The organism is Mesorhizobium sp. M0018 (assembly GCF_040323955.1).
Lineage (GTDB): Bacteria > Pseudomonadota > Alphaproteobacteria > Rhizobiales > Rhizobiaceae > Mesorhizobium.
In genome coordinates, this window is the sequence record NZ_JAMYVL010000028.1 from 34,505 (window position 1) to 48,736 (window position 14,232).

Annotated in this window: 15 protein-coding genes; 7 read left to right on the forward strand and 8 right to left on the reverse strand. The window is 62.7% G+C overall.

The annotated features are described in order from the left end of the window. The first annotated feature begins 7 nt into the window (after positions 1-7). The 5 genes from NKJ81_RS28275 to NKJ81_RS28295 all read left to right on the forward strand — a co-directional run bounded on the left by NKJ81_RS28275 (position 8) and on the right by NKJ81_RS28295 (position 4,860). Positions 8-694 (forward strand): M15 family metallopeptidase, encoded by a 687-nt coding sequence (locus tag NKJ81_RS28275; protein WP_352542441.1) that lies wholly within the window; start codon positions 8-10, stop codon positions 692-694. 218 nt (positions 695-912) lie between these two features. Beyond that, positions 913-1,941 (forward strand): sulfate ABC transporter substrate-binding protein, encoded by a 1,029-nt coding sequence (locus tag NKJ81_RS28280; RefSeq protein ID WP_352473515.1) that lies wholly within the window; start codon positions 913-915, stop codon positions 1,939-1,941. Positions 1,942-1,959: 18 nt separating this feature from the next. Continuing rightward, positions 1,960-2,811 (forward strand): sulfate ABC transporter permease subunit CysT, encoded by an 852-nt coding sequence (gene cysT / locus NKJ81_RS28285; RefSeq protein ID WP_352473514.1) that lies wholly within the window; start codon positions 1,960-1,962, stop codon positions 2,809-2,811. Then, positions 2,804-3,688, forward strand: coding sequence for a sulfate ABC transporter permease subunit CysW (gene cysW, locus NKJ81_RS28290; RefSeq protein WP_352473513.1), 885 nt, complete (start codon positions 2,804-2,806; stop codon positions 3,686-3,688). Before cysT ends, cysW begins: the two co-directional genes overlap by 8 nt. Before the next feature lie 131 nt (positions 3,689-3,819). Further along, positions 3,820-4,860 carry a sulfate/molybdate ABC transporter ATP-binding protein gene (locus NKJ81_RS28295; RefSeq protein WP_352465240.1) on the forward strand — a complete coding sequence of 347 codons (1,041 nt, stop codon included), beginning with the start codon at positions 3,820-3,822 and terminating at the stop codon, positions 4,858-4,860. A 14-nt stretch (positions 4,861-4,874) separates the two neighbouring features. Here NKJ81_RS28295 and NKJ81_RS28300 read toward each other — a convergent pair whose 3' ends face one another. Beyond that, positions 4,875-5,273 (reverse strand): type II toxin-antitoxin system VapC family toxin, encoded by a 399-nt coding sequence (locus tag NKJ81_RS28300; protein WP_502904345.1) that lies wholly within the window; start codon positions 5,271-5,273, stop codon positions 4,875-4,877. After that, complete coding sequence (locus tag NKJ81_RS28305; RefSeq protein ID WP_352542461.1) at positions 5,273-5,545, reverse strand: antitoxin; 273 nt, start codon at positions 5,543-5,545, stop codon at positions 5,273-5,275. Before NKJ81_RS28305 ends, NKJ81_RS28300 begins: the two co-directional genes overlap by 1 nt. Before the next feature lie 284 nt (positions 5,546-5,829). Between NKJ81_RS28305 and NKJ81_RS28310 the strand changes: the two genes are divergently transcribed. Together NKJ81_RS28310 and NKJ81_RS28315 are read left to right on the forward strand one after the other, a co-directional pair. After that, positions 5,830-6,816, forward strand: coding sequence for a sulfate ABC transporter substrate-binding protein (locus NKJ81_RS28310; protein ID WP_352473511.1), 987 nt, complete (start codon positions 5,830-5,832; stop codon positions 6,814-6,816). A 247-nt stretch (positions 6,817-7,063) separates the two neighbouring features. Beyond that, positions 7,064-7,513, forward strand: a complete 450-nt coding sequence (locus NKJ81_RS28315; protein ID WP_006202816.1) for an RrF2 family transcriptional regulator — start codon at positions 7,064-7,066, stop codon at positions 7,511-7,513. On the opposite strand, the gene NKJ81_RS28320 is transcribed toward NKJ81_RS28315, so the two are convergent. The 6 genes from NKJ81_RS28320 to gntR form a co-directional block, all read right to left on the reverse strand. After that, complete coding sequence (locus tag NKJ81_RS28320; protein WP_352542443.1) at positions 7,510-8,055, reverse strand: gluconokinase; 546 nt, start codon at positions 8,053-8,055, stop codon at positions 7,510-7,512. The genes NKJ81_RS28315 and NKJ81_RS28320 overlap by 4 nt on opposite strands. Before the next feature lie 5 nt (positions 8,056-8,060). After that, the gene (locus tag NKJ81_RS28325; protein ID WP_352465244.1) at positions 8,061-9,047 is read right to left on the reverse strand and encodes an ABC transporter permease; all 987 of its coding nucleotides are present in this window, start codon (positions 9,045-9,047) and stop codon (positions 8,061-8,063) included. Then, on the reverse strand, positions 9,044-10,024 hold the full coding sequence (locus NKJ81_RS28330; protein WP_352465245.1) for an ABC transporter permease: 981 nt from the start codon (positions 10,022-10,024) through the stop codon (positions 9,044-9,046). The genes NKJ81_RS28325 and NKJ81_RS28330 overlap by 4 nt, the downstream gene beginning before the upstream one ends. Next, on the reverse strand, positions 10,021-11,562 hold the full coding sequence (locus NKJ81_RS28335) for a sugar ABC transporter ATP-binding protein (RefSeq protein WP_352542444.1): 1,542 nt from the start codon (positions 11,560-11,562) through the stop codon (positions 10,021-10,023). Before NKJ81_RS28335 ends, NKJ81_RS28330 begins: the two co-directional genes overlap by 4 nt. Positions 11,563-11,642: 80 nt before the next feature. Further along, complete coding sequence (locus NKJ81_RS28340; RefSeq protein ID WP_352473506.1) at positions 11,643-12,767, reverse strand: sugar ABC transporter substrate-binding protein; 1,125 nt, start codon at positions 12,765-12,767, stop codon at positions 11,643-11,645. Between the two features lie 294 nt (positions 12,768-13,061). Further along, positions 13,062-14,093 carry an HTH-type transcriptional regulator GntR gene (gntR, locus tag NKJ81_RS28345; RefSeq protein ID WP_352542445.1) on the reverse strand — a complete coding sequence of 344 codons (1,032 nt, stop codon included), beginning with the start codon at positions 14,091-14,093 and terminating at the stop codon, positions 13,062-13,064. Positions 14,094-14,232 lie beyond the last annotated feature (139 nt).

Consider the following 14,232-nt stretch of genomic DNA (forward strand, 5'->3'; position numbering starts at 1 on the left):
TTACGTCTTGCTTTCGGCCGCCGGTATTTCCTCGGCCTTTGCTGACACCCTCCCCGCCACCTTTGTTCGGCTAGCCGACATCGATCCCAAAATCCGGCAGGATATCCGCTATGCCGGCCTCGAAAATTTCCTGCATCGCAAGGTAAGCGGCTACGATGCGCCGGTGTGCGTCCTCACCAGGCAAGCGGCGCAAGCGCTTTCGGCAGTGCAGAAAGCGATTGCCGCCGAAGGACTGACGCTGGTCGTGTTCGACTGCTATCGCCCTGCGCGGGCTGTCTCCGACATGCGTGACTGGACAAAAAAGAGTGGACCACCGGACCCGCAATGGTACCCAAAGGTCAAGCGCAAGGATCTCATCGCCAAGGGCTATATCGGCGAACTGTCCACCCATTCGCGCGGATCGACGGTCGATGCCGCGATCGCGCGAGCCGACCGCAAGAGCGCTCCGAAACCGGCCTGCGGCGCGACCGACGCCGACACGCTCGATTTCGGCACGGGTTTCGACTGTTTCGATCCAGCGAGCGAAACGGCTCACCGACCGATAGCCAGTGAAGCGGTGGCTAACCGCAAAAGACTTGTCGAGGCGATGCGTGCCCGCGGCTTCAAGAATTACGCCCGCGAATGGTGGCACTTCACGCTGGAGAACGAGCCGTTTCCAAAAGAGCGCTTCAACTTTCCCGTTACCGCCGAATAGCCGGCCGCACACTTCGGGCGCGACGCAGCCATTGCCGAAGAGCTAGCCGTCTCTAGATAATCGCGTCGGGAGCGCAATCATGGTCCATGCGGGGAAAATAGTTTCTCGCATCGCCGAAACTAGGCGAAAAATTGCTTCAATAGGCCAAAAAAGGCAACATTGAATGCATCTAAATTCTATCAATTCGGTAGATTGGCGCGAGTTCAACGGAGGCGGAAATGACCAAACCTCATTTCAGGAAACTGCTCGGCGCACTGGTCGCCACATCTGTCCAGTTCGGCACGCTCGGTTTCGCGTTTGCCGACACCACCATTCTCAACGTGTCCTATGATCCGACGCGTGAGCTCTACAAGCAATTCGATGAGGCCTTTGTCGCCCACTGGAAGGCCGAGACAGGCGAGACCGTCACCGTCCAGCAGTCGCATGGCGGATCCGGCGCCCAGGCGCGCGCCGTGATCGACGGGCTCGACGCCGACGTGGTGACGCTGGCGCTCGAAGGCGACATCAACGCCATTGTCTCGAAAACGAAGAAGATCAATCCCGACTGGCGAACGAAATTCGAAAACAATTCGGCGCCCTACACCTCGACGATCATCTTCCTCGTCCGCAAGGGAAACCCCAAGGGCATTCATGATTGGGGCGATCTGGTCAAGGACGATGTCCAGGTGATCACGCCCAATCCGAAAACCTCCGGCGGCGCGCGCTGGAACTATCTTGCCGCCTGGGCCTATGCCAGCGCCAAGGATGGCGGCGACGAGGCCAAGACCAAGGAATTCGTCGGCAATCTCTATGCGCATGTCCCGGTTCTCGACACCGGTGCGCGCGGCGCCACCGTGACCTTCGCGCAAAAGGGGCTGGGCGACGTGCTGCTCGCCTGGGAAAACGAGGCCTATCTGGCGCTCGACGAGTTCGGCGCCGACAATTTCGATATCGTCTACCCGCCGACCTCGATCCTGGCCGAGCCGCCGGTAGCCGTGGTCGACGCCAATGTCGACGCCAAAGGCACGCGCAAAGTTGCCGAAGCCTATCTGAGCTACCTCTATTCCAAGGAAGGCCAGACGCTCATCGCCAAAAACCATTATCGCCCTTCGAAGCCCGAACTGGTGCCGGCGGAGGACTTGGCCAAGCTGCCCGAGATCAAGCTGGTCACCATCGACGACCCGCTTTTTGGCGGCTGGAAGAAAGCACAGCCTTATCATTTCGGCGATGGTGGTATATTCGACCAGATCTACAAGCCGGCCCAGTAGCATTTAGATCAGGACGACATGACCACAGCACCCGCCAAGGCGGGGTGGCGATTCAGGCAGCCGAGCGTCATTCCGGGTTTCGGATTGACGCTCGGCTTCTCGCTTGCCTACCTCACCCTCATCATCCTCATTCCCCTGTCCGGGCTGGTCTGGCGCTCGGCGGCGCTCGGCTGGACCGACTTCTGGGCGATCGTCACCGACCGCCGCACCATCAACGCGCTTGAAATCAGCTTCGGCACCGCCTTCATTGCCGCTGCGGTCAACGTCGTCTTCGGCACGATCGTCGCGTGGGTGCTGGTGCGCTACAGCTTTCCAGGCCGCCGCATCGCCGATGCCATGGTCGACCTGCCCTTCGCGCTGCCGACGGCGGTTGCCGGCATCGCTTTGACCACGCTTTACGCACCGAATGGCTGGATCGGAAGCCTGCTGACGCCGCTCGGCATCAAGGTCGCGTATACGCCGCTCGGCATCGTCATCGCGCTGATCTTCATCGGGCTGCCCTTCGTCGTGCGCACTGTGCAGCCGATCATGGAGGAAATCGACAAAGAGGTAGAGGAAGTGGCCGCCACGCTCGGCGCCAATCGCTTCCAGATCATCAGCCGTGTTCTGCTTCCCGGACTGGCACCGGCCATCGTCACCGGTTTCGCGCTGGCCTTCGCGCGCGGCGTCGGCGAGTACGGCTCGGTTATCTTCATCGCCGGCAACCTGCCCTACAAATCCGAGATCGCACCGCTTCTGATCGTCATCCGGCTCGAGGAATATAATTATGCCGCGGCGACCGCGATCGCGGCGATCATGCTGGCGCTGTCCTTCGTGATGCTGCTGGTCATCAACCTGGTGCAGACCTGGAGCCGCAAGCGCTATGGCTGACCCGGAGATCAAATCCTACGCGCCGCACCACGAAAGCCGCTCGGCGGCGGTAACCGAAAGCCGCCCTGCGCAAGCCGTGCTGATGGCGGTAACGTTTGCGTTCCTCGCCATCTTCCTGCTCTTGCCGCTGATCATCGTCTTCAAGGAAGCTTTCGCCAAGGGCATCGAGGCCTACACACAGGCGCTAGGCGAACCGGATACGCGCTCAGCGATCCGCCTGACGCTTCTGGTCGCGGCGATCTCGGTGCCGCTCAACATCGTCTTCGGCATTTCCGCCGCCTGGGCGATCGCCAAGTTCGAGTTCAAGGGCAAGGCGTTCCTGACCACACTCATCGACCTGCCCTTTTCCGTCTCGCCGGTCATTTCGGGGCTTGTCTACGTGCTCTTGTTCGGCGCGCAAGGCCTGCTCGGCGCCTGGCTGAAAGCACATGGCATCGTCATCCTGTTTGCCGTGCCGGGCATCGTGCTGGCCACCGTCTTCGTCACCTTCCCCTTCGTCGCCCGCGAATTGATCCCGCTGATGCAGGAACAGGGCAATGGCGACGAGGAGGCTGCCCTGTCGCTTGGAGCCAATGGCTGGCAGGCGTTCTGGTACGTGACGTTGCCCAACGTCAAATGGGGATTGCTCTACGGCGTGCTGTTGTGCAATGCCCGCGCGATGGGTGAGTTCGGCGCCGTCTCGGTCGTGTCGGGCCACATACGCGGGCTGACCAACACCATGCCGCTGCATGTCGAAATCCTTTATAACGAGTACAATGCCGCCGCCGCCTTTGCCGTCGCTTCGCTGCTTGCCGGCCTGGCGCTCGTCACGCTGGTCTTGAAAACACTTCTCGAGATGCGCTACGGCGCCGAGATCGCCGCGACGCGCGGACACTGACAAATGCATGTCGCCCAAAAGTGTGTAGCGGTTTTTGGACAACGACATGCATAAAACAAAGATTTGATGTCGCCCAAAAGTGGGAACCGGTTTTGGGATAACGGCATGCATCAACTACAAAAGGGATTTGCATGGAAGTTCGCGTTGCCAACGTGCGCAAGGAGTTTGAGCGGTTTCCGGCCCTCCACGACGTTTCGCTCGACATCAAGTCGGGAGAACTGATCGCCCTGCTGGGACCGTCCGGTTCCGGCAAGACGACGCTGCTCAGGCTGATTGCCGGATTGGAGCGGCCGACCCGCGGAAAGATCTTCTTCGGCGAAGAGGATGCCTCCCAAAAGTCGATTCAGGAGCGCAATGTCGGCTTCGTCTTCCAGCACTACGCGCTGTTTCGCCATATGACGGTCGCCGACAATATCGGCTTCGGACTCAAGGTCCGGCACGGGCCGTCACGCCCGTCGGCGAAGGAAATCCGACGCCGCGCCTCGGAACTCCTCAACCTCGTTCAGCTTTCCGGTCTGGAAAAACGCTATCCGGCACAGCTTTCGGGCGGCCAGCGCCAGCGCGTGGCGCTGGCCCGCGCCATGGCGATCGAACCGGCCGTGCTTTTGCTCGACGAGCCGTTCGGCGCGCTCGATGCGCAGGTGCGCCGCGAACTGCGCCGCTGGCTGCGCGACATCCACGACGCCACCGGTCACACCACGGTCTTCGTCACCCATGACCAGGAAGAGGCGCTGGAGCTTGCCGACCGTGTCGTGGTGATGAGCCAGGGCCGCATCGAGCAGGTCGGCACCGCCGACGAGATCTACGACACGCCGAACTCTCCCTTCGTCTACGGCTTCATCGGCGAATCGAGTTCGCTTCCGGTCAAGGTCGAGGACGGCCAGGTCTGGATCGCCGACCGGCCGATCGGGCTTTCCGCGCCGCACGCACCGCAAGGCGAAGCGACGCTGTTCTTTCGCCCGCACGACGTCGATCTGGTGGAAGAATGCAACGGCTGCATCGCCGGCACGGTCGCCGCCAGCCGCCGCGTCGCCGGCACCAGGCGGGTCGAGCTCGAAATCGGCGGCGAACGTCAGCGGGTCGAGATCGAATTGCCCGTCGATCATCCGGCGGCGCAGAAAAGTCGCGTGGCTTTCAGGCCGCGGCGCTGGAAGCTTTTTCCGGCTGCTTGATCCTCTATCAGGCGCTACACCAGCCAGTTCTCGATCTTCAGGCCTTTGATCCGGTTGAACTCCCCGGTGTTGGCGGTCACCAGGGTAGTTCCAAGCGCACGGGCGTGGGCAGCAATAAAAAGGTCATTCTGGCCGATGGTCTGGCCCCTGCCTTCCAGGTCTGCGCGAATCGCGCCGTACTCGGCATCCACCGGCACATCGAGCGGCAAGACGGGAATCTCAGCCAGCAATTCCTCGACCTTCTTGTGCAACTTGGCTGATCTTTTCTTGACGCAGCCATATCGCAGTTCCGACGCGACCACGATGCTGGTACACACGGCGGCGTCTCCCACGCGCAGGACAGCGCTTGCGGCTTTCCCGGCCGGATTTCGGATCATGTCGCTGACAATGTTCGTGTCCAGCATGAACCGCATCAAAAAAATTCCTCGGATTTGACAGGCATATCCACGACTTCGGGAAAGTCTTCCTCGGCACCGGGCGGCGGCTCTTTCGCCCATTGCGCGAGCAGTGCGGTGAGGCCAGGTTTGCGGACCGGCTCGATGATCAGGCGGTCGCCTTCACGGCTGATCAAGACCTTTTCGCCGGGAAGTTCGAACTCGACGGGAATGCGCACCGCCTGGCTGCGATTGTTACGAAACAGCTTCGCCTCCTTCGGCGGGGTTGTTGAATGGCGGTGTTGAGACATGACAACAGCTCCCTTGTATATACTATTTGTATATGCCAGACAGGGCGGCGACGCAATCGCCTTGCACCGCGTTGGCCGGCCGGGAACCATCGTGCACGCCGACGGCATCGGCGCCGCTGCCAAGCTGTCCTGAGACTCTGCTTGAAAGAAAAAACCAGAAATCGCCCACAGCGGGAATATTTCTTCTATCGACAACGTGGAGCGGCCGCTCTGCGTGCCTCGTCGCGCACGATGCCTTGCCGCTATGGTCCGGCATTAAGCTCATGGCATTGGAGCCTGTTTTCATGAAGCGATTTTTGCTTGGCATCGCCACGTTGGCCGGCCTCTTCCTCGCATCCTCCCAAGCCTGGTCGGCTGACAAATTGCTCAATGCTTCCTATGATGTCGGGCGCGAACTGTTTGCGCAGGTCAACAAGGCGTTCGTCGCCGGCCACCCCGGCGTCACCATCGATCAGTCGCATGCCGGAACCTCGGCACAAGCACGCGCCATCGCCGAAGGCCTCGGCGCCGACGTGGTCACGTTCAACCAGGTCATCGACATCGACTTCCTGGTCAAGAAGGGCCTCATCTCCGCCGACTGGCAGAAGGACTTTCCGGACAACGCCTCGCCTTTCTATTCGCTGCCCTCCTTCCTGGTGCGCGCCGGCAATCCGAAGCACATCAAGGATTGGAACGATCTCGTGCGCGACGACGTCCAGGTGATCTTCCCCAATCCGAAAACATCGGGCAATGCGCGCTACACCTATCTCGCGGCCACCGCCTACGCCAAGGAAGCCTTCAAGGGCGACGATGCCAAGGTGAAGGAGTTCGTGACAAAGCTGTTCAACAACGTGCCGGTGTTCGACAGCGGCGGGCGCGCCGCGACCACCACTTTCGTGCAGCGCGAAATCGGCGACGTACTCATCACCTTCGAGTCGGAAACGCGCGGCGTCCGCAAGGAGTATGGCGAGGACAAGTTCGAGCAGGTAACGCCTTCGGTCAGCCTGTTGGCGGAATTTCCGGTGGCGATCGTCGACACGGTTGCAGACGAGCATGGCACGCGCGATCTCGCCAAGACCTATCTCGACTTCCTCTATACGCCGGAGGGCCAGGACATCGCCGCCCGCAACGGCCTGCGGGCCCGGGACGCGGCGGTCGCCGCCAAATATAAGGCTGAGTTTCCCGATGTCCGCCTGCTGACGGTGGAGGAGGTCTTCGGCGGCTGGGCCAAGGTCCAGGCCGAGCACTTTGCAGCGGGCGGCCTGCTCGACCAGACTTATGGCAGCCGCTGAGGCGATCTTCCAACTTTGACAGAAGCCGGCTTTGCCGGCTTCTTTGCTTTCGCGCCGCGAAAGGTGATTTCTGGCACTTTCCGGGCGCATTCCGTCCAAAACGTTACAAAGAATCAACGCGTTTGTGCCTACCGTGAGAACGGACGGCTTGTTTTCGCGAACGGCTTCGCGTGATCAAGCCGTCATGATTTGCACACAAACAGCCGCCAGACGCAGGTGGTTGGGGCTTCATGGGTTGACTCGGGGCATGCTTACCAAAAAAGGCAAATACGGCCTCAAGGCCCTCGTGCATCTGTCGGGCCTGCCGGTCGGCCAGCTCGCATTCGTCAACGACATTGCGGTCGCCAATAACATCCCCAAGAAATTCCTGGATGCCATCCTGGGCGAGTTGCGTAACGCCGGCTTCGTCCAGAGCCGCAAGGGCAAGGAAGGCGGTTACCGCCTTGCCCGGCCGGCTTCCGAGATCAAGATCGGCCATGTCGTGCGTGTCCTCGACGGGCCGCTGGCGCCGATCCCCTGCGCCAGCCGCACACAATACCAGCGCTGCGAGGATTGCGACGAGGCGACCTGCCAGGTTCGGCACATGATGCTGGAGGTCCGGCAGGCGATCGCCGAGGTGCTGGACAACCGCAGTCTCGCGGCCATGCGCGACGCCGACAATGACGATTTCCCAGTCGAACTGACGTCGCAAATCTAGCGCGCGAGCAGGCTCAAGGCGGTCGCGACAGTGTCGGCGACCGGACGCGTGCCATCCAGGGTCATTGCCGCCTCGTCCGCCGCTGGCGCCTCAAGCGTGGCGAACTGGCTGTCGACCAGGCTTGCCGGCATGAAATGACCCTTGCGATTGCCGACGCGCTGTTTTGCTGTTGCCGGGTCGATCTCCAGGTAAACGAAAACGATATCCGCGCAAAAGCCGCGCAGGCGATCACGATAGCTGCGTTTCAGCGCTGAGCAGGCGGCGACCACACCTTGCCCGCTTGCGACCGACGCGGCCATTCGCTGGCCGATCGCGTCGAGCCAGCCTTCGCGCAGCGCGTCGGTGAGCGGCTGGCCGCTCGCCATGCGTGCGACGTTTTCGGGCGGATGCAGCCTGTCGCCTTCGATAAAGACGGCGCCCAATGCCGCTGCAAGCGCTTCGCCGACAACCGACTTGCCGCAACCGGCAACGCCCATCACCACGATGGCGGGTACCGTTCGAACAGTGCTCGCCGGCTTATATGCCACGTCTTTACCGGTCATGCAGGTCAGCGGCTTGCCGGCGCGCGGCCATAGAGCAGCAGCATGGCGACGATGACGACGCCGTAGATGATCTGCCGTCCCGCCTCCGGCATCTGCATGACAGAGAGAATGGACTGCAGAAGCGTGATCAGGATTACCCCGGCGACTGTGCCGAGATAGGAGCCGCGCCCACCGAGGATCGAGGTGCCGCCGAGCACCACCGCGGCGATCGACGGCAGCAGATAGGCATCGCCCATCGACTGTGCCGCCTTGGAGGCATAGCCGGCCAACAGCACGCCGCCGAAGGCGGAGAGCCCGCCCGAAACCGCAAAGGCGATCATCACTACGCGCCTTGTATCGATGCCGGAAAGATAGGCTGCGCGCTCGCGATTGCCGATGCCGTAGACGGTGCGGCCGAAGCCGGTGCGGGTCAGCACGAACACCATTGCGGCGCCGATCAGCGCCCAGATGAGGACGGCGTTGGGCACGGCAGGAACGGCAAAGCCGGTCGCCAGATAGCGCATCGCACCGGTCGCCGAATCCTGCGGCGAGAAACCGCCCGTGTAGACCACCATCAGCCCCTGCGCGACGGCGTTGGTGGCAAGCGTGATGATCATCGAGGGAATGCGCAGATAGGCGACGCCGATGCCGTTGACGATGCCGATCAGAACACCGCAGAAGATGCCGAACGGAATGGCAAGCGCCACGCCGACCGGGCCGTATGCGGCCGCGGCACAGGCCATCATCGCGCCGGCCGCCACCGACCAGGGCACCGACAGGTCGATCTGGCCGAGCAGGATGACCAGCATCATGCCGGTCGCGATGACGCCGAGAAACGACGCCACCTTGAGCTGCTGCAAAAGGTATTCAGGCGACAGGAAGCTGCGCGAATAGAGGCTGCCGAGGAACAGCAGCAGCACGATACAGGCGAACGCCGTCAGCACCGCCGGGTCGGCGCGGCGGAGGAATTTCGGCATGCGGCCGGCGAGACCACTCACAGTCGTTTCGCTCACAGGAACCACTCCAGCCGGTTGCGGACCCGAAACAGGGCGAAGGCGCCGAGGCTGACCGCGATCAGCAGAATGACGCCCTGGAACAGGGGCTGCCAGAGCGGATCGAAATCGAAGACGAACAGCAGGTCGCCGATGGTGCGGAAGGCAAGCGCGCCGAAGATCGCGCCGATGGCGCTGCCCTTGCCGCCGAACAGCGACACGCCGCCAAGCACGACCGCGGCAATCGAAAACAGCGTATAGGCGTTGCCGCTGGCATAGGCCGCATCACCGGTATAGGTGAAGAACGTCAGGAACAGCCCGCCGATCGCGGCAAGCAGACCGGCAAGCGCATAGGCGGCGAACTTTCCACGCCGGATCGGCACGCCGGACATGTAGGCCGCCATCTCCGAGGAGCCGGCCGCATAGGCGGCGCGGCCGAGCACCGACCGGCTGAACGGCACCCAGACGACAAGCACGACCGCCAGCAGCGCCACCAGGCTCGCCGGCACGATACCAAACAGGCGCCCGGTCAGCGCATCGGCGAGCCCTTCATTGACCGAGCCGCCCGGAAACGGCCGAAGCAGCAGCGCAATGCCGAAATAGACCGCACCGGTGGCGATAGTGGCGACAATCGGCTGCAGGCGTCCATAGATGACGATGGCGCCATTGATTGCCCCGCACAGCAGGCCGGTGCCGAGCACGGCGATGACGCCGACAGCCGTCTCGATGCCGGTGCCGACGACCAGCCACGACGCCAGGCAGTTGGTCAGGGTGAAGATCATCCCGACCGAAAGATCGATGCCGGCGGTGATCACCACCAGCGTTTGCGCCATGGCGACGAAGGCGAGCAGCACGCCCTTGTTCGAGGCCGTTTGTACGACGTTGGCGGTGAAGCCCGCCGGATGGTTCGAGGTGTAGATGACGAACATGACGACGAAGATGCCGAACGCCAGCAGCGTTCCGCGCTGTTCAGCAAGCCAGTAGCGCCAATCCTTCACGCGTCCGCTCCTTGCCTTGGCATCTCTTCGTGAATGTTGAGCGCGCTGGCGATCAAGGCCCGCTCGGTGATTTCGGCGCCGACCAGTTCACGCTTGACGGCGCCGTCATAGAGCACCAGCACGCGGTCGCAGCAGCCGATCAGCTCGTCATAGTCGGTCGAATAGAAGAGGATCGCCGCACCCTGGTCGGCAAGCTTGCGCATCAACTGGTAAAGCTCCTGCTTGGTGCCGACGTCGATGCCGCGCGTCGGATCGTTGAGCAGGATGATGCGCGGCTGCCGCATCAGCCATTTGGCGATGACGACCTTCTGCTGGTTGCCACCGGACAGCGCGCCGACCGGAATGTCGAGGCCGGCGGTCTTGATCGCCAGGAGACCCACCATATCGTCGATCAGCCGCTGCTCGGCGGCGCGATCGATGATGCCGGCCCTGGACAGCCGGTCGAGGGCAGCGAATGAGAGGTTTTCGCGCACCGTCATCGGCAGCATCAGCCCTTCGGTCTTGCGGTCCTCCGGGATCAGCGCCATGCCGATCCGGTCATCGCGCGCCGCGGCCGGGCTGGCGATCGCCACCGGCCTGCCGTCGATCAGGATCTGGCCCGACAGGCCACGCAGCACACCGAAGAAGGCGAGCAGCAATTCGCGCTGGCCCTGGCCGTCGAGGCCGCCAAGCCCGACCACCTCGCCCGCCCCGACCGATAGCGAGACATCGTGCAGCCGATCCGTCCAGGACAGGCTGCGCGCCTCCAGAACCGGCGTGGCTGCGGCAGCCGCCCGCGCGGGCTTGGGCGGAAAGATGTGGCTGTATTCGCGCCCGATCATCAGTTCGACGACCTCGTTGTCGCTTTTTGTACCGGCCTCGTAGCTGGCGACATTGCGGCCATTGCGGAACACCGTGCATTGGTCGGCCAGCTCGGCGATCTCGTTCATGCGGTGCGATATATAGAGCAGCGCCAGCCCTTCCGAACGCAGCCGCTTCAACACGGCGAAAACTCTGGCGACGTCGGCCGCGGTCAGCGCCGAGGTCGCCTCGTCGAGGATCAGGATGCGTGGCTTGCGCGCCAGTGCCTTGGCGATCTCGACCATCTGCCTTCTTGAAAGAGGAAGATCCTTGACCAGCGCCAGCGGATGGATATCGGAAGCGCCGGCGCGAGCGAGGGCTTCTTCGGCGATGCGGCGCTGCGCCTTGCGATCGATCATGCCGAAACGCTTCGGCGGATCGGAAATGACGATGTTGTCGGCAACGCTGAGTTCGGGGACGAGCGACAGTTCCTGGAAGATGCAGACGATGCCGGCCTGGTTGGCAGCGGCCGGCGAAGCGAAGCTCACTTCGTTTCCGTCCAGCATCATGCGGCCCTCGTCGGGCGCAACGACCCCCGCCATGACCTTGATCAGCGTCGATTTGCCGGCGCCGTTCTCGCCGAGAATGGCGTGGATGCTGCCCGGAGTGACCGACAGTTCGGCCTTCTCCAGCGCGCGCACGCCGCCATAGCGTTTGGATATGCCTTCCATGCGGAAGAGCGGAACCGCACCGTCCATCGGCCCTCCCCAGGCGCTTGGCAATTAGGATGTCGAGCGCCGACGCCGCGGGATCTCCCGCGGCGTCGGGCTGTCGGAGTTTACTGGTTTTCCTTGCTCTGGCCCATGATTTCCTGCGCCGTGAAATTGATGCCGCAGGTCGGGAAGGAATTGCCGACGAAGAAATTGTCGGATTGGTCGGGGAAGTAGTCCTGGCCTGCCTTGAAGTTCGGATCCTCGACGATCGCCAGCGGCAGCTTGACCGCTTGCGGCACGACCTGGCCTTCAAGTGCTGCAATCGCCGTCTTGATGGCAACCGCGACCTGCGCCGGGCCGGTGCCGGCCGACGAGCATTTCAGGCCGTCAGCGGCGAACTTGGCGCAGAATTTGCGGAAGCCGTTCTCCGTCTCGCCGCCGAACGGCACGAACGGATGCTTGGCATCGATCATCGCCTGCACGATGCCGGTATCGCCTCCCTGTCCGGTAATGCCGTCGAAGGGGCCGTTGGTGGCGATGGCATCGGCCGTAGCCTTTTGCGCAACGCCGTCATCCCACTTGCCGACGACCTCGGTGACATCCCATTTCTTGCCGGAGGCGTCGAGAACCTCGTGGATGCCGTTATGGCGGTCGGTATCGACGGACGTGCCGGCTACGCCGCGCACTTCCAGCACCTTGCCGCCGTTCGGCACGTGCTTGACCAGCCAGTTGCCCCACAATTCGCCAAGGCCTTTCTGGTCGACATTGACGTTGATGGCATCCTTGGTGTCGAGGATGTTGTCGAAGGCGACCAGCACCACGCCGGCTTCCTTGGCCCGTTTGATGACAGGACCGAATGCGGTCGGGTTCTGGGCGTTGACGACAATCGCGTCATAGCCGGAATCGATGAAATTGTTGATCGCCGAAATCTGCGCCGGCACGTCTTCGCCGGTCGAGACCACCTTGAATTCCTTGAGCTTGGCCGCGACGTCCGGCTGCGCTGCATAGGCCTTTGCCGTCTGCACCATCTGGATGCGCCATGTGTTGGCGATATAGCCGTTGGCCAGAGCGATGCGGTACGGGCCGTCTTTCTTGGGGAACTTGAAGAACTGCGTATCGGCCGACCAGGGCGCGAAGCAGTCAGGCTCGGCCGATGGCCCCTTGACGATTTCAGGATCGGCGATCGCCGACGAGCTCAGCATGACGAAAGCAGTGGCGGCAACGATACCGCCAACAAGTGACTTGATCATCGATATTCCTCCCAGTTGCAGTTTTGTTTGTTGTTACGCCGATGAATTTGCGCGTTTCCGGCCCGGCACCTCCCGCCGTACCCGTCGCGCGTTCAGGTGGCCGAATGCCGCCCGATCCCCTCCTTTGTTGCCCGGCTAGTCCCGCAAAAACTATCATATTATACATAATAAACAAGCATGAGCTGTCGCTTATGTATAATAAACAGCCTCCCATGGTCGGGCGAAGTACCGCCCGGCGATAACTGGTAGCGCTACCATGACGTAGTGTAAAGCGCCATTGCATCGAGGCTCGCTTCAGCGCGCCGTGCTTTCACGCCGCTTGAGTTCGAAGCCGAGGTCGACGACCCGCTGTTCCGGCCTGTTGCCTTCGATCGCCGCAAGCGCCATGGCGACCGCCCGCCGGCCGATCTCGTAGCGATACGTCCGAACGCTGGTGACCGACGGAAACGCCACCTCCATCATGTCGAGATCGTTGAAGCCGACGATGCCGATCGTCTTCGGTACGGCGATCGAAGCGCGGTGGCATTCGAACAGCACGCCAAGGGCGATATCGTCATTGTTACAGAACACGCCGTCGAGGCTCGGCACCTTGGCCAGCGCGTCGCGGAACAATTCGCGGCCGAGGGTGACGCTGGAGGGCACCGGCGTCGTGGTGGTAAGCCGCGCATCGAACAGGCCGGCCGCCTCCATCGCCGTACGATAGCCCGCCAAGCGCCGCTGCGAACGCGGATCCATGCGCGCGCCGATGAAGCCTATCCGGCGATAGCCTGCCTCGATCAGATGTTCCGCAGCCGCCCTGCCGCCCTCGAAATGCGAGAAACCAACCATCATGTCGACCGGATCGGGCCCGGTCTCCATCACCTGCACCACCGGACAGCCCGCCGTTTCCAGCAGTTTTCGCGAGGCCGGCGTCTGGTCGATGCCGGCCACGATCAGCGCCGCCGGGCGTTGCGGGCCAAACACCTGCAGCAGCCGCTCTTCCTCGAGGCCGGAATAGTGGGTGTTGCCAAGCTGGATCCGGAAAGGGCCGTCCGACAGGCTGTCGTAGATGCCGCGCACCACTTCGGCAAAGACGTTGTTGGTAAGCGACGGCACCAGAACGCCAAAGACCTCGGCGCGCGCCGAAGCCAGCGCCCGCGCATTCGGGTCGGGCACATAGCCGAGCTCGTTCACGGCCGACTCGATCTGGCGGCGCAGATCTTCCGAGACACGCCCCGGCTCGCGCAGGGCGCGCGATACGGTAATGGCGCCGACGCCGGCCTTGCGGGCGACATCGGCGATGGTCGGGCGGCCGCCGCCGCGGCGCGTGCGCGGCTTGATCACCATACTGGTCCCGAGGCCGGGCAACCGCCCAGACGCGACCGTGAGACGATGTTCAGGGTCTTTGCCACTGCTGCCTTGCCAACCTGGCCCGTTGCCACACCTTGTCTGGCGTCGCGCAGCCTTCGGCTATTGTCAAGCGACG